Origin of the sequence: Candidatus Synechococcus calcipolaris G9, from assembly GCF_029582805.1 — a bacterium.
GTDB lineage: Bacteria > Cyanobacteriota > Cyanobacteriia > Thermosynechococcales > Thermosynechococcaceae > Synechococcus_F > Synechococcus_F calcipolaris.
Window position 1 is genome coordinate 458,004 of record NZ_JAKKUT010000002.1, and the last position, 20,304, is coordinate 478,307.

Consider the following 20,304-nt stretch of genomic DNA (forward strand, 5'->3'; position numbering starts at 1 on the left):
ATCCATATCGTAAGTCTAAGGTACGTCCCCATGGCATCGACACCTGTTGCTCCCGTGGTTTTGGTTATTCTAGATGGCTGGGGCTATCGCGAAGAGTCCGCTGGGAATGCGATCGCTGCGGCCAATACCCCCGTGATGGATAGCCTTTGGACCGCATACCCCCACACCTTAGTCCAGACATCGGGTAAAGCCGTTGGTCTACCCAAGGGGCAAATGGGGAATTCCGAAGTGGGCCACCTGAATATTGGGGCGGGGCGGATTGTCCCCCAGGAGTTGGTGCGTATTTCCGATGCGGCAGAAGATGGAACCATCAATGATAATCCAGCCCTCGTTGACCTCTGCCAAACTCTCAAATCTCGCCAGAGCAAACTTCATTTAATCGGCCTCTGTTCTGAGGGGGGCGTTCACTCCCATGTGGATCATCTTTATGCCCTCGTGAAAATGGCCAAAAATCAAGGTATAGACCAAGTCTGTATACATGCCATTACCGACGGACGGGACACCGCTCCCCAGAGTGGCAAAGATGTGCTCACGGAATTAGATCAGCGATTAAGGGCGATCGGCGCCGGCCAAATTGTGACGGTCAGTGGTCGCTATTACGCGATGGATAGGGATCGCCGTTGGGATCGATGTCAACTGGCCTACGATGTGATCACCTCCGATGAAAATATTCAGGCCCAGTCTGCCCCGGAAGTGATGGGCAAATCCTATGCCCAGGGTGTGAATGATGAGTTTGTCATGCCCATTCGCATTGCCCCAGGAGCGATCGCCCCAGGGGATGGGGTCATTTTCTTTAATTTTCGCCCCGATCGCGCCCGTCAGCTAACCCAAGCCCTCATTGATCCTGATTTCAATGAATTTGAGCGATCGCTGATTTCTCCCCTTGGTTTTGTCACCTTTACCCAGTACGATGCCAGCTTCAAATGTGCCGTGGCCTTTCCGCCCCAAAACCTGGATAATATCCTCGGTCAAGTTCTGGCCCACCATGATCTCAAGCAACTGCGGGCCGCCGAAACGGAAAAATATGCCCACGTCACCTACTTTTTTAACGGTGGTCTAGAAGAAGCCCTACCTGGGGAAGATCGCATCCTCATCCCCAGTCCGATGGTGGCCACCTACGATCGCGCTCCGGCCATGTCCGCAGAAGCCGTCACTAATGTCGTGATCGAAGGCATTGAAAAAGAAATCTACTCCCTGATTGTGGTCAATTACGCCAACCCAGATATGGTTGGTCATACGGGCCAAATTGAGGCGACAGTCGTTGCCCTAGAAACCGTTGATCGCTGTTTGGGTCATTTAGTGGAAAGCGTCAGCCAACGGGGGGGAACCGTCCTAATTACGGCGGATCATGGCAATGCGGAGTACATGCGGGACGACGAGGGCAATCCTTGGACAGCCCACACCACCAATCCGGTTCCATTCATCTTAGTGGAGGGGGAAAAACGGAAAATACCGGGCCATGGAGCAGAGGTAAATCTACGAGATGATGGTTGCTTGGCAGATATTGCACCCACCATTTTAGACATTCTTAATCTCCCCCAACCCCCAGAAATGACGGGGCGATCGCTCATTAGTGTGGCCCCCTACGAAATGCGGATGAATCGAACTCCAGTGCGGGTAAAGCTCTAAGTGAGCGGCGAAAACTTCCGTTGCTGGACATCTTGACAATAGGCCTGAACGGCGGTGGCGATCGCCCCTCCCAACTCCGCATAGATAGGGGCAAAGGGGGGAGGTTGTGTCGTTAGGCCCAGCAAGTCAGCGGTGACTAGCACCTGGCCATCACAATCATGGCCGGCGCCAATGCCAATGGTGGGAATCTGAAGTTTTTGGCTAATGGTTTGGGCTAGGGAGGCGGGAATATGTTCCAAAATGATCCCAAAGGCCCCGGCCCGTTCCAGGGCGATCGCCCCCGCAAGGATTTTTTCAGCGGTTTCCGGTGTTTTTCCCTGCTGACGCAAACTACCAAAGGAATGAATCATTTGGGGAGTTAAGCCAACATGGCCTAAAACAGGGATACCCGACTGCACCAAAAGCTCTGTAGCCGCAAGGACACCGGGGGTTGCCCCCTCCATTTTCACCGCTTGCACTCCTGCTTCCTTCAAAAGCCGCCCCGCAGAACCTAGGGCCTGTTGGGGACTCGCATGATAGGACAAAAAAGGTAAATCACAAACCAAAAGGGCCGATTCCACCCCCCGTCGTACCGCTTGGGCATGGTGAACCATTTGATCGAGGGTTACAGGCAAGGTCGTGTCATAGCCGAGGGCAACCATTCCTAGGGAATCTCCCACCAAAATGACATCAATACCGGCCCGATCCAGGAGTTTTGCCAGCAGATAATCCCAAGCCGTTAGCATAGTGATCAAACGACCTTGCCCTTTCCACTGATGGAGTTGGGGAATAGTAACGGAACGATGGGGCATAAAAACAAGGATTGGGGGATTGGACAGTGAAGGGGAGTTTATCCCTGTTGGCATTTTTTCATATTGTTGGTTGTTCGTCCTTGCATGATGAAAATGGACAAGCCACTGTAAGCTATAAGCAAGAAAATTTATCTGGTAAAACTCCTGCCGCTCCTATGCAAGTCTATTGCACTCGCCCGGGCTGTCCCCAACCCCATAATACGTTTCCCGAACTGGATAATCAGAGGGTGCGGCGGAAAAATCCGCAGAAATTTTGTATTACTTGTGGCATGCCCATTGTCTTGAGAAATCGCTATGTGGCGGAACGCCTTTTGGGTCAGGGGGGATTTGGGGCAGCCTACCTTGCCCGAGATCTAGATACACCAGCCCTACGTCAGTGTGTCATTAAGCAATTTTTACCCAATACAACGGAGCCGGCCCAACTAGCCAAGGCCCAAGAATTATTTGAACGGGAGGGAGCCGTCCTCGAAGAACTCGGCCAACACGCCCAAATCCCCGATCTGCTTGCTTTTTTTGAGTTGGATGTGGACAATCCCCAGACGGGGAAGCAGGAAACCTTTTTTTATCTTGTTCAAGAGTTTATTGATGGCGATACCCTGGAGCAGGAACTACTGTCCCAAGGCTCCTTTGGGGAAAATCAAGTTTTGCAAGTTTTCAGGGAGCTTTTACCCGTCCTTCAGTATGTCCACGATCGCGGCTCCATTCACCGAGATATTAAACTGTCGAACATCATGCGGCAGCATCCGGAAAAAACGAAGTTTCCTGGACAGGGACAACTCTATCTTCTGGATTTTGGCGCAGTCAAACAGGTTTCTGGCCCCGGTGGAACTAAATCGGGCGCGATGACGGGCATCTATACCCCCCACTATGCACCACCGGAACAGTCCCGGGGGGAGCAGGTATTCCCCAGTTCGGATCTCTATGCCTTGGCGGTCACCTGCATTGTCTTACTGACGGGTAAGGCTCCGGATCAATTGTTTGAGGCCTACCATAACCGCTGGAATTGGCGTAGCCAGGCAGCGGTTAGCGATCGCCTCGCAGATATTTTAGATAAAATGCTCCATGCCACCCCCAGTCAGCGGTTTCAATCTGCCAATGAGGTGCTCCAAGCCCTGGCTGCGCCCACCACAACCAGTTCTGTTCCCCAGGCACCTAGCCCCCCACCCACCCCAACAAATTCACCCACGGTGCAGCAGCCCGCAGGCACGGTCGCTCCGCCTACGACCACCCCCCGACCCCAACCCGTAAAACCAGCCAAACCGCCCCGGGTTCGCACCCCCCCACCGCCCTTGCCCATTGCCAGACTCTTGTCGGCGGCAGCATTTACGGGCTTTGAAATGGCAGCCTTGGGCCTCGTCCTGCGGGGACTGATTCTGGAATGGAGTCTTTCTCTATCCGTGGGGGCTGGTATCCTGGGTATGATCTTTGCTCTCCTAGTCTTTCTTCAGTTCAAGGGCATTGTCGAAAAGTGGGAACAACTGGCGATCGCCATTGTCACAGGTTTAGTCATCGTCTATGTACCTCTACTGCAAGCAGGCCTAGGGGGCATGATGGCATTACTGGTTTGTGGTCTAGGAGGCTTGATTACCCTAGTGATTGGTAATATTTTTCTGGTGATTTATACTCTACTATCGCGGCTATTCTGAACCGCTACTCTAAACCTATGTCTCAACGCAATAACATTGTCCCCCTCCTATTTTCGCTGATCCTTACCCTAGGCCTGTTGGGGGGTGGAGCCTGGTTGGTTCTCCGGTTTCTGAAATCAGATGTTCCCCCCGGTATTCCCCTACCCACCCAAGGAAATGACAGTGATCCCAGCAATACTTTGCCCGGAACCTCCCAAGCTCCCTGGCCGGAGTCGGGGCAATCTAATCTAGACTTTTTTGCCCAAGTCCCCGCCGTGCCCGCTGGATTATTTAACTACGGCGGCAGTACCACCTGGGCCCCCATTCGTCGGGATGCGGATCCAGTGATTCAAGCGGTGTGGCCCAACTTTCGTTTGCGTTATACAGACCCCACCAGCGGCACCCCAGGATCCGGCAGTGGTATTCGGATGCTCTTGAATGATCAACTCGTCTTTTCCCAATCCTCGCGGCCGATTAATGACAGCGAACGGCAACAGGCCCAAAACCGTGGCTATCAATTAGAGGCCATTCCCGTGGCGATCGATGGGATTGCCCTAGCAGTGAATCCTAGCCTAAACATTCCAGGCGTAACTGTTCAAGACGTAGTGGATATTTATACAGGCAAAATCACCAATTGGAGCCAAGTGGGGGGGCCCAACCTCTCCATTACTGCCTATTCCCGTCGTCCCGAAGATGGAGGCACTGTGGAGTATTTTGTGGATGAAGTCTTGAATGGCCAAAATCTGGGCTCCAATGTGGAACTTACCCGCGATACCACCGATGGCCTACGAAAAGTAGGGGCAAACCCCGGCGGCATTTACTACGCCTCCGCCCCGGAAATTGTAGGTCAATGTACGGTGCGCCCCCTGCCCCTCAGTGCCCGTGGCTCCGATTTTATTCCCCCCTATCAATCTCCCTTTGCCCCATTGGAAAACTGCCCAGCCCAGCGGAATGTCTTAAACCATGGTGCGTTTCAAACTGGAACCTATCCGATTACACGACGGTTATTTGTGATTATTAAAAAGAATGGCCAACTAGATGAGCAGGTGGGCCGTACCTATGCGGATCTGCTTTTGACCAATCAGGGCCAGGAGTTAATTGTCAAGGCCGGTTATGTGCGCCTGCGGTGATCGGGCCCTAATCATTCATATTTTTATAGGTTGCCACCGCCGAAGGGGAAATTTGATTTAAGTATCGAAAAATCCAGTACTTAAAGACCGTATCTAGCATCACCGGAAACGTGGCAATAAACATATCAATAAAGTCTTCATTGCGAGGCAGGCCAAAATGCTGAAGGGTATTATTCACTAAGACCGTCCAACCGTGGGGCGAGTGGAAGCCAACAAAAACATCTGTAAATAAAATAATAATAAATGCCTTGGCACTATCGCTAAGGCCGTAGACCACTTCATCCATAAAGGCTTTGAGAATGGCGACCTGCCGCTGACCCGTAAAAAGGAGAATCGTAAAGGCTGCCAAGCCCAGGGCATCGGAAAGAATGTTTTTTAGGGGTTCAATGAGTTCTTTTTTATACTCCGTAGAAAGCTCGATCGCCTTTTGGCGGATTTGTGCTTCCACCTGTTCAGGGGCAAGGGGAATTTGACTCACCAAACTTTCAAAGCGAATTTTATTTTCAAAGCGAGCGAGTTCCTCTAAGACATTTTCTTCTAATTGTGAATTAATAATTTTCTCAATTTGACCCACGGCTCTGAAGTGATTCACAATCGGGCTGACCAGAAAAGCCTTGGATACCTGCTGGGTTAATAGGGGCACAATAATCAGGAGTAAAACAAAGCGAATGGCAATCCTTGTGCGAATTCTGGAGGTGCGAAAATCCCGCATCACCTCTGCTTCTGTGTCTTCTCCAGGATCGAGTTCACGGCGAAAGCGATCGGCGGTTCGTAAAATAGAGCGGGGAATAAAACTACTACTATCGAGCTTGGAATCTTCCGTCTTTGTATCGTCGTTAATATACTCGGCGCGATAGAGGGAGTCTTTATCGGTGAGTTGGGCATCATTTTTAACCGGATTTTTAGGGCGGCCATTCTTTGGCTCATTCCCGCGGCTATTGATAGCGGGTGTTGCTAGGGCCGATAATTCCCGTTCCCGCTGTCGTTTATAGCGATTGATGGTGGCATCAATGAAGCGGAGTTTTTCATAAATCGTGGGTTCTTTATCACCCTCGGCGATCGCCTCAGCCGTGACCGTATAGGTGGGAATAGTCCCATTCTCGATTCCAACTTGACGATGCAACCGTCCCCCAGGGGGAATCTGGATAACTTGGCTACTGGCACGAAATTCCGTCAGGCGCATCCGTACCGTTTTCAGAAGCTTTTTCAGTTCCGTCTCAAAGTAGCCTGCTACGGAGCCCGGCGGCAGAGACAGGGGACTAATGGGGCCAGACTGAAAATGCTCATCCTCAATGGCTTTTATGCGCAGAGCCGCCTCATAGGAGTCCTGCAACGCCCGCTCAGGAGTGGTCAAGTACCATTTTTCCCACTGGGAAATTGTTTGTCGCAGGCCCGAAAAGGGGTTGGGTGTCATGGCCAGGAATGCAGATAATGGTAGTAGGATCGTAGCAAATCCATTCACCTAACCAAATAAAACCAATAAAGTGGAGATCCCCCCATGGAACCGGCCCAAATCAAAGCCCTGGTTGAACAAGCCCTTGCAGATAAAATCCTCACCCTGAAGGAACACGGCGAGATTATTGATGCGGTGCTAGCGGATGGAGAAATTTCTGAGGAAGAAGAAGCCATCCTCCAGAATCTCCTGGAAAAAGTGGCGTCCGGTGAAGTGGATTCCCAATACTAAAGGTGGATTCAAGTTAATTCTAAATTTTTAGTAAAATAAAATCAATCAATCGAAATCCCACGAATTAGGGCGTGTTTTTTGAAGTTAACATCGCCCCAGTTTTTTGTCTCTACAAGTTCTGCAAGTATAGAATCTCGGTAAGATAGAAGCAGTGCGCTCCAATTCAGCAGGTTAATACGTTCTATGTCGTCGGTGTCGGTTCAGGATCATAGCCCCCAATCTGCCCCCATTGCCTTACCCCGTACCAGTGAATCAGAGACCCTGAAGCGGATTCGCCACACCACCTCCCATGTTTTAGCCATGGCCGTCCAAAAGCTCTTTCCCAAGGCCCAAGTGACGATTGGCCCCTGGATTGAGTCGGGTTTTTATTATGACTTTGACCATCCCGAACCCTTTAGCGAAAAAGACCTAAAGCGGATTGAAAAGGAGATGGTGAAGATTATCAAGCGGAAACTACCGGTGATCCGCGAAGAAGTAAGCCGGGAGGACGCGATCGCCCGGATTGAGGCCCTGGGGGAGCCCTACAAACTGGAAATTCTCGCAGACCTAGAGGAACCGATTACCCTGTACCACCTAGGGGATCAGTGGTGGGATCTCTGCGCCGGCCCCCATGTGGAAAATACCGCAGAGCTTAACCCCAAGGCGATCGCCCTAGAGAGTGTGGCCGGAGCCTACTGGCGCGGCGATGAAACCAAGGCCCAACTGCAACGCATCTATGGAACAGCATGGGAAACTCCAGAGCAACTGGCGGAACACCAGCGGCGCAAAGCCGAGGCCCTGCGGCGAGATCATCGCAAACTGGGCAAGGAACTGGGGTTATTTGTCTTTGCGGATCCCGTCGGGCCCGGCTTACCCCTATGGACTCCCAAGGGCACGGTGTTGCGTTCCACCCTCGAGGACTTTCTCAAACAGGAGCAACTGAAGCGGGGCTATTTATCCGTAGTGACTCCCCACATTGCTCGGGTGGATTTATTTAAGACCTCGGGCCATTGGCAAAAGTACAAAGAGGATATGTTTCCGCTGATGGCGGAAGATGAGGCCGCCGCCAACCTAGAACAGGGGTTTGTCCTCAAGCCGATGAACTGTCCCTTTCACATTCAAATTTATAAAAGTGAATTGCGCTCCTATCGGGATTTACCCCTGCGGTTGGCGGAATTTGGGACGGTCTATCGCTATGAGCAATCGGGAGAATTGGGGGGTTTAACCCGGGTGCGCGGCTTTACGGTGGATGATTCCCACCTGTTTGTCACCCCCGATCAATTGGATCAGGAATTCCTGAACGTGGTGGATCTCATCCTGGAGGTATTTCGCGCTCTCCATTTGCATCGCTTCAAGGCCCGGCTCAGTTTTCGGGATCCAGACTCGGATAAATATATTGGTTCCGATGAAGCCTGGTCAAAGGCAGAAAATGCCATCCAGCGAGCGGTGGAATCCCTAGGAATGGATCATTTTCTCGGTCTGGGGGAAGCGGCCTTCTATGGACCCAAGCTGGACTTTATTTTTGAAGATGCCCTTGGTCGAGACTGGCAGTTGGGTACGGTGCAGGTGGACTACAATCTGCCGGAACGATTTGATCTCGAATACATTGGCGATGACAATGAACGCCATCGACCGGTGATGATCCATCGGGCCCCCTTTGGATCCCTAGAACGATTAATTGGCATTCTCATTGAGGAATATGCGGGGGATTTTCCCTTTTGGTTAGCACCAGAGCAGGTACGACTCTTACCCGTGGGGGATGTCCAGCGGCCCTATGCTGAGGAGGTGGCCCATAAACTCAGACAGGCCGGTATTCGCGTCAAGGTGGATACCAGTGGAGATCGCCTCGGCAAACAAATTCGCAATGGGGAGACCCAAAAAATTCCGGTCATGGCCATTATTGGGGCCAAGGAAGCGGAGGAACACACCCTGAGTATTCGCACCCGTACCGACGGAGATGTGGGAAGTATTAACCTAGGGCAGGCGATCGCCAGTCTCAAAACCGCCATGGAAAACCGCAGCCTAGGATTCACCTGGCAAGACTAGGGCATCGTAAATTTAACGCGAACTTGAATTGAAATTTCTTAGAATAACCCTTTGAGGACACCATGAATACGGCTGAGTTACTCGTCAAATGTCTAGAAAATGAGGGGGTAAAATACATCTTTGGCCTACCGGGGGAAGAGAACCTCGACGTTCTGCAAGCACTGCGCCATTCCTCCATCGAGTTTATTACCACCCGCCATGAACAGGGGGCTGCCTTTATGGCGGATGTTTATGGTCGGCTCACGGGCAAAGCAGGGGTGTGTCTATCCACCTTGGGGCCAGGGGCAACCAATTTAATGACCGGCGTGGCGGATGCCAACCTAGATGGGGCCCCCTTGGTGGCGATCACGGGCCAGGTGGGTACCGATCGCATGCACATTGAATCCCATCAATACCTGGACTTAGTGGCCATGTTCAGCCCCGTCACCAAATGGAATGTCCAGATTGTCCGCCCCAGTATTACCCCGGAAATTGTCCGCAAAGGCTTTAAGGTTGCCCAAACGGAAAAACCGGGAGCCGTCCATATTGATTTACCAGAAAATATCGCAGGCATGGAGGTTGAAGGCTCTCCCCTAGAGTCCGGCCTCGTAGAAAAAACCTATGCCTCCTTCCAAAGTATTCTTAAAGCCTCGGAAATAATTAACAAAGCAGAAAATCCCCTGATTCTAGTGGGCAATGGGGCCATTCGCGCCGAAGCTGACGCGGCCCTGACTCACTTTGCGGAAAAGCTGAATATTCCCGTTGTCAATACCTTTATGGGCAAAGGAGTAATCCCCTACCAACATTCCCTCGCCCTATGGACCGTGGGTTTACAGCAGCGGGACTATATTAGCTGCGGCTTTGATCACGCCGATTTGATTATCGCCATTGGCTACGATCTGATTGAGTATTCCCCCAAAAGCTGGAACCCGGAAGGGCGACTACCGATTATTCACATTGCCGCAACCCACGCCGAAATTGACAGTAGCTATATTCCAGCGGTGGAAGTCGTCGGGGAAATATCCGATTCCCTCTACGAAATTCTGAAGCGGGCCGATCGCCAAGGGAAACCGACCCCCTATGCCGTCCATTTGCGCCAGGATATTGTGGCGGACTACTCCCAATATGCCCAGGACGATGGCTTCCCAATCAAACCGCAAAAACTCATCTACGATCTCCGCCAAGTAATGGGGCCCGAGGATGTGGTGATTTCCGATGTGGGGGCCCATAAAATGTGGATTGCCCGCCACTACCACTGCGATCGCCCCAATACCTGTTTAATTTCCAATGGTTTTGCCGCCATGGGGATTGCAGTGCCCGGGGCCCTTGCCGCCAAACTAGTCTATCCCAATCGCCATGTGGTGGCCGTCACCGGGGATGGGGGCTTCATGATGAACTTCCAGGAACTAGAAACAGCCCTACGAATGAAAACTAACTTTACAACCATTATTTTTAACGATGGTGGCTACGGCCTGATTGAATGGAAACAGCACCGCTACTTTGGTGAGTCCGCCTACGTTCACTTTGGCAATCCCGATTTTGTTAAATTAGCCGAAAGTATGGGCCTGAAGGGCTATCGCATTGAATCCACCGCCGATTTTGTGCCCACCCTGAAAACGGCCCTAGAGCAAGATGTCCCCACCATTATTGATGTTCCCGTAGACTACAGCGAGAATCTACGGTTTAATCAGCGTTCTGGAGAATTACACTGTACAACCTAGATTAAAGGTTAATCCCGCTTCTGGCCCCCTGCAAAAATTACCCTGACCCATCAGTCACAACAATAAACTATGGCAAATAAATTACGTCACATTGAAGTCTTACCGGATTTAGAGACCCTCTGTCAGCGGGCCTTAGACATTACCCTAGAATGCTTAACCGCTGCCATCAATGAGCGAGATCAATTTACCATTGCCCTAGCGGGGGGGAGTACACCCACCGGCCTCTACGAAAAACTCAGCAAAGAAAGTTTACCCTGGGATAAATTTCAGGTGTTTTGGGGAGATGAGCGTTATGTCCCCCTAGCTCACCCGGACAGTAATGCCGGCAAGGCCAAGCAGGTCTGGTTGGATCTGGTTCCGATACCGAGTCAAAATATTCACATCACCCCCACCCACCTCAAGGAACCGGTCGCTGCTGCGGCAGCCTACGAAGAAACCCTTCAGCGGGTGTTTCAAACCCATGGGGGCGAGATTCCCCAGTTTGATCTCATTCTTTTGGGTATGGGCCCCGATGGCCACACCGCTTCCCTCTTTCCCCATACCCCAGCCCTTCAGGTGAGCGATCGCCTGGTAACGGTGGGAAAAAAAGACGATCAACCCCGGATTACGTTTACCGTTCCCCTGATAAATCACGCCAAAACGGTTCTTTTTCTAGTTTCAGGATCCAATAAACAACAGGCCCTCAGCCATGTTTTCAACCGCACCGGTGACCCCCAGACCTATCCAACCCGCCTCATTGAACCGGAACAATCCCTAATTTGGCTCCTCGATCAAGAAGCTGGCCTAGGTGTCACTCCCCCAGAATCCTAGGATTGGCCATAGATGTATAATTTGACCTAGATATTCTGGCAATTCCCTAGATACAATGAGGTATGTTATTTTTTATCCTACCCTTGGGCATTTTCCTAACTCTTGTGTAGGATAGGCATGGACACAGGTTTCCTAGGACTCCTATGATTATTTGTCCCAGTTGCCAGCATTCTAATCCCGATCATGCGGTTCAGTGTGAGGCCTGCTTTACAGCGTTACCAAGTATGAAAAATTGTCCCAACTGTGGTGCCATTGTTCAGGCTGATGCCAGCTTCTGCGGTCAGTGTGGCTTTAGCCTGCGCCAAACCATGGCGAATTCATCCCCCGCAGAGGCTCCCGATCCCTTACCCCTAAATTTGCACGAGGGCGGTATTGAAATTTCCAGCCCCCTAGACATTGATTCCCTAGAATTAGCCGCCGAAGAAGCCCGGGTTAGCACGCTTTCACCGCCGCCGATACCGCCACCACCACCGATTTTTACCCATTCCCCTACCCGGGTTCAAACCAGCAAGGCCCAACTTGTCCATGTGCAGACCCAAACCCCCATTTCGATTCCCGTGGGTAAAATTGTGATTCACGTGGGTAAGCCCAACGATCGCATCCCCCCAGATATTGATGTGGCCGGTTTCCCAAACTCAGAAATTGTGTCCCGCATCCATGCTGACATTCGTATCGAAGGTGATATCCATTATCTCGAAGATGTGGGCAGTGCCAACGGTACCTACGTCAACGGCCATCCCCTCTCCCCCGGCAATCGTCATCGTCTCAACAATGGCGATCGCTTTTCCCTCGGAAAAGGAGATTTAGTCACCTTTGTCTATGAAATACTTAATACTTAACACTTCATTAACTAACGCTGACGGTAAACGAACGTGATTACCCTGACCCTTTTGCATCCTGTCCAAGCAACACCCGTCCAAAGTTGGACCTTTGAAACTGACCCAGTCATTCGCATTGGCCGGGCAGTGGATAATCATGTGGTGCTCTACAGTGCGGTTGTTTCCCGTCACCATGTAGAACTGCGGCGCAGCGGGGTTCATTGGGATGTGGTCAATTTAGGCACAAACGGTACCTACCTAGATGGTAAGCGGGTTCAACAGGCTCCCCTCAGTGATGGCGGCATCTTACGCCTAGCTCGCTCCGGCCCCAATATCCAAATCCGTCTTGCGGCGGTTGATCAGCCTCCTCCGCCCAATGCACGGATGGAAACCATTCCTGAGCAGACCCCCGCAGACAATGCATCCAAGGCAACCCATATCGCCAGTGCCACAGATATTGAAGATGGCGACAAAGAAGAAGGTGCCAGTAGCCCCAGGGAAGTGAAATCCGCCGCCCAGGGGGATAAGGCAAGCAGTAGTGATGACGAAGAGGATGACGAAGTTGAGGCCTTTGCCCTCACGGGAGATCTCCCCCAGGAATTCCTAGGAAAAAATCGGGCCCCGCCGGATTCCAGTTGTACCCATAGTCGGGCTGAGACAGGGGACATCTTTTGCATTGAGTGTGGTTATCCCCTGCGGGTTTGGAAGCAGATTGGCTCCTACCACGCCATTAAGTCTATGGGACAAAATAATACATTTTTAGCCTGGCGTAACGGGATTAGCCTCGTTCTCAAAAGCCACGGTTTGATGCCCTCCCGCCGGGATGCCCGTCAATTTTGCCGTCAATTTCAGCAACTAAGTCAATTATCCCATGCCTGTTTACCCAAGATTTGGGAAGGGTTCATGGTGGGGAAGCAGCCCTACGTTGCCATGGAAATGGTTTATGGCCGCAATCTTAAAAAATTAGTCAGTGAAGAGGGCCCCCTGAGTATTAACCAAGTCGCCCGCTGGTTACTCCCGGTTTGCACTCTCCTGGAAAAATTACACCAGCAGAATCCACCCATTGTCCACCAGCATATTCGCCCCTCCAATTTAATTCATCCCTACGCTGAGCGGGCGGATACGGGGTTAGTGCTCGTCGGCTGGGGCAAGGCCATGGTCTTAACCTCGGAATCCGGGACATTTATTGGCACGGTTGGCTACACGGCTCCAGAGCAACAGGAAGGTCATCCCCAACCCACGTCGGATCTGTACGCCCTAGGGGCGACCTTAGTGTATCTTTTGACTGGATATGAACCTGAAACCTACTACCGTTGGGGAGCTAAGGAGTATCGTCTCTATGCTGAAGATATTCCCCATTTGGATCCGCGGATGGTTCATTTGATTAATACCCTCACCCATCCCAATCCCCAAGAGCGTCATTCCACGGCCCGGGTCGTCAAGGAAAAACTGGAGCGATTTTTAGCAACGGCGACATCGGTTCAAGGGTTATCGAGTCAATGACATCTAAATCCCTAAAACCGCTCATGTATTCCCGTCGCTGGCTACTGCAAGAGTGGTTGTCCGTACTGGCCCTATTGCTGTGGGCGGTCTTATTTTTGTCCTACTGGCTGGGCGATCGCCTGGCCCTGCTGATTCATCCCAATTATTTTCCCTTGGCGATCGCGGCGGGATTTTTACTGTTAATCTGTGGCCTGTGGCAAACGGTTCGCCTGTGGCGGCGGCAGGTGGTTCCCGTCCAACATGTTTCCCTACTCCCGCCCCTATTTACGACATCGGTTTTGCTTGGGGCCGCAGTGATTGGTCTATTAATTACGCCCCAACCCTTTAATAGCCAAACTGCCGAGCATCGGGGATTAAATGAAGGGTTAACGGTGACCCGTAATCGCCCCGAATCCTTCCGGGCATCCCAACGACCGGAGGATCGCTCCCTCATTGATTGGATCCGCACCCTAGATGTTTATCCTGAGCCGGATGCCTACAATGATTTACCTGCAAATATTGAAGGCTTTGCCGTTCACAGTAGCAACCTGCCGCCTAATTACTTTACCTTGACGCGGTTTGTCTTGACCTGTTGCGCGGCGGATGCCTATCCCGTGGGACTACCGGTGAAAATCGATGGCGATCGCTCCGCCTACACCAAGGATAAATGGTTCCGAGTCCAGGGACGAATGATGACGGAAACCTTGGCAGGACGACGACAAATGGTGCTGCGGGCAGAAACCATTACCCCCATTGATACGCCGTCCAATCCCTTTGCCTATTAATGACGATAGATTGGATAAGAGTGACCTTGGATAGCCCCACAAATTTCGCATTGTTATCAAGTAATAAAATTGCAAATGTTTTGTACTACGCAAAAATTTTCAATCTAAAAAAAACAAACTTGATCATGACTCCATTAGACGTTAATGATTTAATTAAAACGATTGATTCTTTGTTTGACGAACTAAATAAAAAAAATATATCCTACCTTTTGGTTGGTGGCATTGCCATGTTAACTCTTGTGGAAGGACGGAACACGGAAGATGTTGATCTGATTATGTCCTACTCAGACTTGAGTAGTCTAGATAAAGTTATAATAAATCATGAAAATAAAAATTTTGTTCGTGCAAATTATCAAGGTTTGCAAATTGATTTGTTGTTAACTCAAAATCCACTATTTGAGCAAGTCAAGCAGAATTATAATAATGAAATTGAATGGAGAAAATTTCGTATTTCTTGTGCAACTCCAGAAGGCTTAATCATTTTGAAATTTTACGCCCTACCCTCACTTTATCGACAAGGAAATTTTGATCGAGCGGCTCTTTACGAAACGGATATTCTCCAACTTTTGTATCATTATAATGTTAATTTAGAGCAACAAATTCAGATCGTTGATCCCCACCTTCTTGCCAGCGATCGTTTGGCTATTCGTGAAATTGCTCAAGATATTGAAAAACGTTGCAGAAGAATGCAAGGAAAACAATCTTCTCATCAGCAGGATCAACTAGAACCATAAAAAAATCATGGCTGTATAAACTGATCGTACAGTTGAGTTGTTTGGGCAACCATGGTTGCTAGGGAAAAATTATCTCGATAGCGATCGCCACTGTTTTGGCCAAAGCGATGGCGTAGTTCGGGGTCGGCAACGAGTTGGCCGAGTTTTTCGGCAAGGGCCGTTGCATCCTGGGGTGGAACGATAAAGCCATTGATTTTATCGGCAACTTGTTCGGGAATGCCACCGACATTTGTGCCAACAATGGGTTTTCCCTGGGCCATGGCTTCGGCACAGGCCAAACTACAGGCTTCTTCCAGGGAGGGGAGGACAAAAATATCAAACACCTGCATCAAGTTGGCAAGATCCGCCACATAGCCCGTAAAAATCGTGCGATCGCCCACGCCCAAATCATCCGCCTCCTGCTTCAGGTCTGCTTCCAAGTCACCGGTTCCGGCAATCACTAAGCGCAAATGCTCCCCGGATAATTGGGCAAAGGCCTGGATCAGGTACGTGAGTCCCTTAACCGGATTTAGGCGGGCGGCGGTGCCAATAATTAATTGCTGATCAGGCTGAAGATGAAGGGTTTGCGCCCATGCCCTAGTTTTTTCCGGCTCTAGCTTCGGCTGGGGAACCCCGTTATAGATCAAATGGCGTTTAGGGCCGGCCAACCCAAATCGCCGCAGTAGGTCATCCTCGGCTTGACACACCGTAATCACCCCCTGGGCCAGCCATTGACTCAACCAGGCACTGGTGCGGTAGCTAAAGAGGGCGCCACTGCCATGGTAGCCATGGACGGTAAAAATCATGGGTGTGTGGCGTAGTACCCATCGACAGGGAATCATTAGTTCGTGGGCCCCATGGATATGCACCAGATCAATCTTTTTCTGGCGGTGCATGGCCCTTAGCGCCCGGAGAACCTCAAAAAAACCCTTAAAAAAATTAAAATCCCAACGGGTAAAGGTAGCCTGGGGAATGGATAAGGCACGGAAGGGAGCTGCCCCCGGGCCATCGGGAGCTAATAGGGAAAGATCATAGCGATCGCCTAGGGCTTGGATTAAACTCAAGGCCTGTTTTTCCGTCCCCCCCTGACCAAGATAGGGCAGAACGTAGAGAATATGGGTCATAGCCCGATCGCCTGATTATCCCAATCCCAAGGAGAGGGCCTCATCCTAAATAGCCCTAAGGAGTCGTGGATTGGCTGGTCTGCTGTTGTCCGGCAGCAATGCGCTCCCGCAGGATTACCAAGGCTTGGGAATATTGGGGATCCTTGTCCGTGCCAATGTCATCACGGGTTAGGCTTTCCCGCTGGGCATCCGTTAAGGCAAGCTCAATATCTGGCTCAATGCCTTTTTTGTTAATATCCCGGCCACTGGGGGTTAGATATTTGGCAATCGTCACCGCAATTCCGGAAGCTTCACCCACGGGTTGCACCGACTGCACTAGGCCCTTACCAAAGGTTTTCGTTCCCACCAAGGTCGCCCGGCCATTGTCTTGCAAGGCTCCGGCCAGAATTTCACTGGCACTGGCAGAACCACCATCAATTAAAACCACCATGGGTTTATCCGTCAAAAAGCCCCGGCCTGCTTGCAGGCGATCGGAAACCCCTTGACGATTGACCGTGGAGACAATCGTGCCTTGGCGCAGAAACATGCGGGCAATTTCTGCACTGGAGAAGAGTAACCCCCCTGGATTGGATCGCAGATCAAGGACGTAGCCCACGACATTTTCCTTTTCAAATTCCCGAATCGCCGATCGCATCTCCGCCGCTGCATTGGAACTAAACTGAACGAGGCGAATATAGCCCACTTTGCCCTGGGGCGTTTCCCGCAGACTATGGCGCACAGGATGGATCTCAATGCGGGCGCGAATAATATCAAAGTTAAGAATTTGGTTATCCCGGCGCACCTTGAGGCGGACGCTGGTATTCACCGGGCCGCGAATCATCCCCACCGCCTCGTTTAAGTCCATGCCCTTGGTACTCGTGCCATCAATTTCGATGATCACATCCTTGGCATTCAAACCCGCATCCGCCGCCGGACTCCCCTCAATGGGGGAAATGACCGTGATTTCGTTGGTTTCTTCATCTTCGGTAATCGTAATGCCCACCCCCGTTAATTCCCCGGAGGTTTCAATTTGCATCGATTTGAACTGCTCTGGATCCATGAAACGGGTATAGGGATCGTTAATTTTCTCTAACATTTCCCGCGCCGCTTTGTAGGCATCATCGGGGGTGGCATATTCTCGGGACAGGTACTCTCGCCGCACTGCCCGCCAATCATTGCCATTAAATGTGGCATCCACATACTCGCGATCGATGACCTGCCAGATTTCATCCACTAATTCCTTGGGACTTTGGCGAAACCCTGCCAGGCTCTTAGACAAATGCAAACCGGCTCCAGTGACAGCCACGGCTGCAGTTAAAACAACGGTTGCCCCAACCACCAGAGTACGATTTGATAGTCTCATAGTGCTTTTCCTATAGTTTCTTAAGCCTACGCTGAATCTAGCATAGCCTATCTACTTCTTAGGGTTTAGACGGACGAGGATACAGATCGTTCCCGTCGGGCTTCATCCTGAGCTAAGATCATTAAGGTTTGTAGCAAATCCTTGACTTTTTCGTTCACTTTTTCCTCAGGTTTTTTATGACTTTGCCCATCCGCAACGTTGCGATCATTGCCCACGTCGATCACGGCAAAACCACTCTTGTTGATGCCCTGCTCCACCAATCCGGTACGTTTCGGGCGGGGGAAGATATTCCCGATTGTGTTATGGACTCCAATGATCTGGAACGGGAGCGGGGCATTACCATTTTGGCGAAAAATACCGCCGTTCGCTACAAAGATATTCTCATTAACATTGTGGATACCCCTGGTCACGCCGATTTTGGTGGTGAAGTCGAGCGGGTCTTGGGTATGGTGGAGGGCTGCCTGCTGATTGTGGATGCCAATGAAGGGCCAATGCCCCAAACCCGATTTGTCCTCAAGAAGGCCCTAGAAAAGGGGTTACGGCCGATTGTCATCGTCAACAAGATCGATCGCCCCCAGGCAGAACCCTACCAGGCGATCGATAAGGTTTTAGATCTGTTTATTGAACTGGGTGCGGACGACGATCAGTGTGAATTTCCCTACCTGTTTGCCTCCGGTCTATCGGGCTATGCCAAAGATGGTCTAGAGGATGAAGGTAAGGATATGCAGCCCTTGTTTGAGGCGATGTTACGCCATATTCCCCCTCCGATTGGCGATGCGGATGCCCCCCTTCAGTTGCAGGTCACGACCCTAGACTATTCTGAGTACCTGGGACGGATTGTGATTGGCAAAATCCACAACGGCACGATTCAGATGGGTCAGCAGGCGGCCCTGGTTCGGGATCAGGGACAAATTGTCAAAGGTAAAATCACCAAGCTACTGGGATTTGATGGCCTACGCCGGGTTGATTTAGACACGGCCTCTGCGGGCAATATTGTCGCCATTGCTGGATTTGCCGATGCCAATATTGGCGAAACCATTACCTGCCCCAATGAACCCCGGGCCCTACCCCTGATTAAGGTGGATGAACCCACATTACAGATGACTTTTGCGGTGAATGATTCTCCCTTTGCCGGTCAAGAAGGGAATTTTGTTACCTCTCGCCAACTGCGCGATCGCCTCTATCGGGAACTGGAAACCAATGTGGCCCTACGGGTCGAAGACACCGACTCCCCCGATCGCTTTGCCGTGTCTGGCCGAGGAGAATTGCACCTAGGGATTTTGATTGAAACCATGCGTCGGGAAGGCTACGAGTTTCAGGTCTCCCAACCCCAGGTCATCTATCGGGAAGTGGGGGGTCAACCCTGCGAACCCTACGAATGCCTAGTGCTGGATGTGCCAGAGGAAGCGGTGGGAGGGTGTATTGAGCGAATTGGCCAACGCCGGGGGGAAATGCAGGATATGCAGGTGGGCAGCAATGGCCGTACCCAACTGGAATTTGTAATTCCGGCCCGGGGTCTGGTGGGCTTCCGGGGAGAGTTTATGCGCCTTACCCGAGGTGATGGCATTATGAACCATAGCTTTTTAGACTATCGGGTTTTAGCTGGGGATATTGCCGCCCGCCGCAATGGCGTACTCATTGCCTTTGAAGAAGGAACCACCACGTTCTATGCCCTCAAAAATGCTGAGGATCGGGGAGTGTTCTTTGTTACTCCGGGCACGAAGGTGTATAAAGGTATGATTGTCGGTGAGCATAACCGCCCCCAAGACCTAGAGCTAAATATCTGCAAGACGAAACAACTCACCAATTTCCGTTCCTCGACTGGGGATGAACTAGTCCAGCTACAGTCTCCGGTGGAGATGAGTTTGGAGCGGGCCCTAGAGTACATTGGCCCCGATGAATTGGTGGAAATTACCCCCCAGTCCATTCGTCTCCGCAAGGTTACAAAAAAGCTGGCCCGACGTTAACCAAATGCGGCGAAATACTAGTGATGGGGCTGACCCGATGAGGAACTAAACCAGGCACTAAGCCAGGTGTGCATTTGCTGAATTTCTTGACTTTGGCTACTGACAATGGCTTCGGCAAAGGGTTTAACGGGTTCATTTTCCACCAGATTCCCACGCAATAGCTGCTGGGACATCATCACCGCTCCCATGTGGTGCATAATCATATCTTCTAAAAAAACCTGATCGAGGCGATCGCCCTCTAGGTTGGTCAAATCCCGCATCATGGGTTGATATTGACTCGGCTGATTTTCATTGGGATGCCAAGCAGCTAGCCAGGCCGCCATTTGCTGAATTTCAGCGGACTGAACCGCAATAATTTCTTGGGCAAAGGCTTTCATTTCTGGACGTTGGCTACGGGCAAGGATAATCTCAGCGGTATCAATGGCCTCTTGATGGTGGGGGATCATTTCCCGTAAAAATTCGGCCTCACTAGTGACGTTCATATGCATATCATGGCCGCCGTGATCCATGCCCCCATGGTTCATGGAGGAGTGATGATTCATAGCCTGGGCCGCAGGATCGCCCTCCTTGGACTGGAAAAACTGGCTACCGGCGTAGGCTCCAACGGCAATGACCGCAACGGAGGCAATAGATGCCATAACAACTTTTTGATTCATCGATCACAATCCATGGGTGCTTC

17 protein-coding genes are annotated in these 20,304 nt (G+C 51.1%); 12 read left to right on the forward strand and 5 right to left on the reverse strand.

Going from position 1 to position 20,304, the window contains the following annotated elements:
* Positions 1–30 precede the first annotated feature (30 nt).
* On the forward strand, positions 31–1,629 hold the full coding sequence (gene gpmI, locus L3556_RS04885; protein ID WP_277866187.1) for a 2,3-bisphosphoglycerate-independent phosphoglycerate mutase: 1,599 nt from the start codon (positions 31–33) through the stop codon (positions 1,627–1,629).
* On the opposite strand, the gene panB is transcribed toward gpmI, so the two are convergent.
* On the reverse strand, positions 1,626–2,420 hold the full coding sequence (gene panB / locus L3556_RS04890) for a 3-methyl-2-oxobutanoate hydroxymethyltransferase (RefSeq protein WP_277866188.1): 795 nt from the start codon (positions 2,418–2,420) through the stop codon (positions 1,626–1,628). The two genes, gpmI and panB, sit on opposite strands and share 4 nt — an antisense overlap.
* A gap of 155 nt (positions 2,421–2,575) precedes the next feature.
* On the opposite strand from panB, the gene L3556_RS04895 reads away from it, so the two are divergent.
* Positions 2,576–4,066 (forward strand): protein kinase domain-containing protein, encoded by a 1,491-nt coding sequence (locus L3556_RS04895; protein ID WP_277866189.1) that lies wholly within the window; start codon positions 2,576–2,578, stop codon positions 4,064–4,066.
* A 17-nt stretch (positions 4,067–4,083) separates the two neighbouring features.
* Positions 4,084–5,175, forward strand: a complete 1,092-nt coding sequence (locus L3556_RS04900; RefSeq protein WP_277866190.1) for a PstS family phosphate ABC transporter substrate-binding protein — start codon at positions 4,084–4,086, stop codon at positions 5,173–5,175.
* A 7-nt stretch (positions 5,176–5,182) separates the two neighbouring features.
* Here L3556_RS04900 and pxcA read toward each other — a convergent pair whose 3' ends face one another.
* Complete coding sequence (gene pxcA, locus L3556_RS04905) at positions 5,183–6,589, reverse strand: proton extrusion protein PcxA (RefSeq protein ID WP_277866191.1); 1,407 nt, start codon at positions 6,587–6,589, stop codon at positions 5,183–5,185.
* An 84-nt stretch (positions 6,590–6,673) separates the two neighbouring features.
* Between pxcA and L3556_RS04910 the strand changes: the two genes are divergently transcribed.
* From L3556_RS04910 to L3556_RS04945, 8 genes are all read left to right on the forward strand, one after another.
* Positions 6,674–6,859, forward strand: coding sequence for a hypothetical protein (locus L3556_RS04910; protein WP_277866192.1), 186 nt, complete (start codon positions 6,674–6,676; stop codon positions 6,857–6,859).
* A 183-nt stretch (positions 6,860–7,042) separates the two neighbouring features.
* Positions 7,043–8,884: a threonine--tRNA ligase gene (gene thrS, locus L3556_RS04915; RefSeq protein ID WP_277866193.1), complete on the forward strand. Its 1,842-nt coding sequence runs from the start codon at positions 7,043–7,045 to the stop codon at positions 8,882–8,884.
* 62 nt (positions 8,885–8,946) lie between these two features.
* Positions 8,947–10,584 carry an acetolactate synthase large subunit gene (locus tag L3556_RS04920; protein WP_277866194.1) on the forward strand — a complete coding sequence of 546 codons (1,638 nt, stop codon included), beginning with the start codon at positions 8,947–8,949 and terminating at the stop codon, positions 10,582–10,584.
* 69 nt (positions 10,585–10,653) lie between these two features.
* Positions 10,654–11,394, forward strand: coding sequence for a 6-phosphogluconolactonase (gene pgl, locus L3556_RS04925; protein ID WP_277866195.1), 741 nt, complete (start codon positions 10,654–10,656; stop codon positions 11,392–11,394).
* Positions 11,395–11,537: 143 nt separating this feature from the next.
* Positions 11,538–12,233, forward strand: coding sequence for an FHA domain-containing protein (locus L3556_RS04930; RefSeq protein ID WP_277866196.1), 696 nt, complete (start codon positions 11,538–11,540; stop codon positions 12,231–12,233).
* Between the two features lie 33 nt (positions 12,234–12,266).
* A complete protein-coding gene (locus tag L3556_RS04935) occupies positions 12,267–13,715 on the forward strand; it encodes a protein kinase domain-containing protein (protein ID WP_277866197.1) in 1,449 nt (482 codons plus the stop codon).
* The gene (locus tag L3556_RS04940; protein ID WP_277866198.1) at positions 13,712–14,479 is read left to right on the forward strand and encodes a TIGR03943 family putative permease subunit; all 768 of its coding nucleotides are present in this window, start codon (positions 13,712–13,714) and stop codon (positions 14,477–14,479) included. Before L3556_RS04935 ends, L3556_RS04940 begins: the two co-directional genes overlap by 4 nt.
* A 26-nt stretch (positions 14,480–14,505) precedes the next feature.
* Positions 14,506–15,213 carry a hypothetical protein gene (locus tag L3556_RS04945; protein ID WP_277866199.1) on the forward strand — a complete coding sequence of 236 codons (708 nt, stop codon included), beginning with the start codon at positions 14,506–14,508 and terminating at the stop codon, positions 15,211–15,213.
* Positions 15,214–15,218: 5 nt separating this feature from the next.
* Here the strand turns inward: L3556_RS04945 and L3556_RS04950 are convergent, their stop codons facing one another.
* On the reverse strand, positions 15,219–16,316 hold the full coding sequence (locus L3556_RS04950) for a glycosyltransferase family 4 protein (protein WP_277866200.1): 1,098 nt from the start codon (positions 16,314–16,316) through the stop codon (positions 15,219–15,221).
* Positions 16,317–16,371: 55 nt separating this feature from the next.
* Complete coding sequence (gene ctpC, locus L3556_RS04955) at positions 16,372–17,658, reverse strand: carboxyl-terminal processing protease CtpC (protein ID WP_277866201.1); 1,287 nt, start codon at positions 17,656–17,658, stop codon at positions 16,372–16,374.
* Between the two features lie 176 nt (positions 17,659–17,834).
* Here ctpC and typA point away from each other — a divergent pair, with 176 nt between their 5' ends.
* Entirely contained in the window at positions 17,835–19,625 is a 1,791-nt protein-coding gene (typA, locus tag L3556_RS04960) for a translational GTPase TypA (RefSeq protein ID WP_277866202.1), read from the forward strand.
* Positions 19,626–19,642: 17 nt separating this feature from the next.
* On the opposite strand, the gene L3556_RS04965 is transcribed toward typA, so the two are convergent.
* Positions 19,643–20,263, reverse strand: a complete 621-nt coding sequence (locus L3556_RS04965) for a DUF305 domain-containing protein (RefSeq protein WP_277866203.1) — start codon at positions 20,261–20,263, stop codon at positions 19,643–19,645.
* Between the last annotated feature and the right edge of the window lie 41 nt (positions 20,264–20,304).

Coding starts and splice junctions, on each gene's coding strand:
- pxcA (WP_277866191.1), bottom strand. CDS start 6,589: ATGACACCCAACCCCTTTTCGGGCCTGCGACAAACAATTTCCCAGTGG.
- L3556_RS04965 (WP_277866203.1), bottom strand. CDS start 20,263: ATGGCATCTATTGCCTCCGTTGCGGTCATTGCCGTTGGAGCCTACGCC.
- L3556_RS04895 (WP_277866189.1), top strand. CDS start 2,576: ATGCAAGTCTATTGCACTCGCCCGGGCTGTCCCCAACCCCATAATACG.
- thrS (WP_277866193.1), top strand. CDS start 7,043: ATGTCGTCGGTGTCGGTTCAGGATCATAGCCCCCAATCTGCCCCCATT.
- pgl (WP_277866195.1), top strand. CDS start 10,654: ATGGCAAATAAATTACGTCACATTGAAGTCTTACCGGATTTAGAGACC.
- typA (WP_277866202.1), top strand. CDS start 17,835: ATGACTTTGCCCATCCGCAACGTTGCGATCATTGCCCACGTCGATCAC.
- L3556_RS04950 (WP_277866200.1), bottom strand. CDS start 16,316: ATGACCCATATTCTCTACGTTCTGCCCTATCTTGGTCAGGGGGGGACG.
- gpmI (WP_277866187.1), top strand. CDS start 31: ATGGCATCGACACCTGTTGCTCCCGTGGTTTTGGTTATTCTAGATGGC.
- panB (WP_277866188.1), bottom strand. CDS start 2,420: ATGCCCCATCGTTCCGTTACTATTCCCCAACTCCATCAGTGGAAAGGG.
- L3556_RS04900 (WP_277866190.1), top strand. CDS start 4,084: ATGTCTCAACGCAATAACATTGTCCCCCTCCTATTTTCGCTGATCCTT.
- L3556_RS04930 (WP_277866196.1), top strand. CDS start 11,538: ATGATTATTTGTCCCAGTTGCCAGCATTCTAATCCCGATCATGCGGTT.
- L3556_RS04940 (WP_277866198.1), top strand. CDS start 13,712: ATGACATCTAAATCCCTAAAACCGCTCATGTATTCCCGTCGCTGGCTA.
- ctpC (WP_277866201.1), bottom strand. CDS start 17,658: ATGAGACTATCAAATCGTACTCTGGTGGTTGGGGCAACCGTTGTTTTA.
- L3556_RS04920 (WP_277866194.1), top strand. CDS start 8,947: ATGAATACGGCTGAGTTACTCGTCAAATGTCTAGAAAATGAGGGGGTA.
- L3556_RS04910 (WP_277866192.1), top strand. CDS start 6,674: ATGGAACCGGCCCAAATCAAAGCCCTGGTTGAACAAGCCCTTGCAGAT.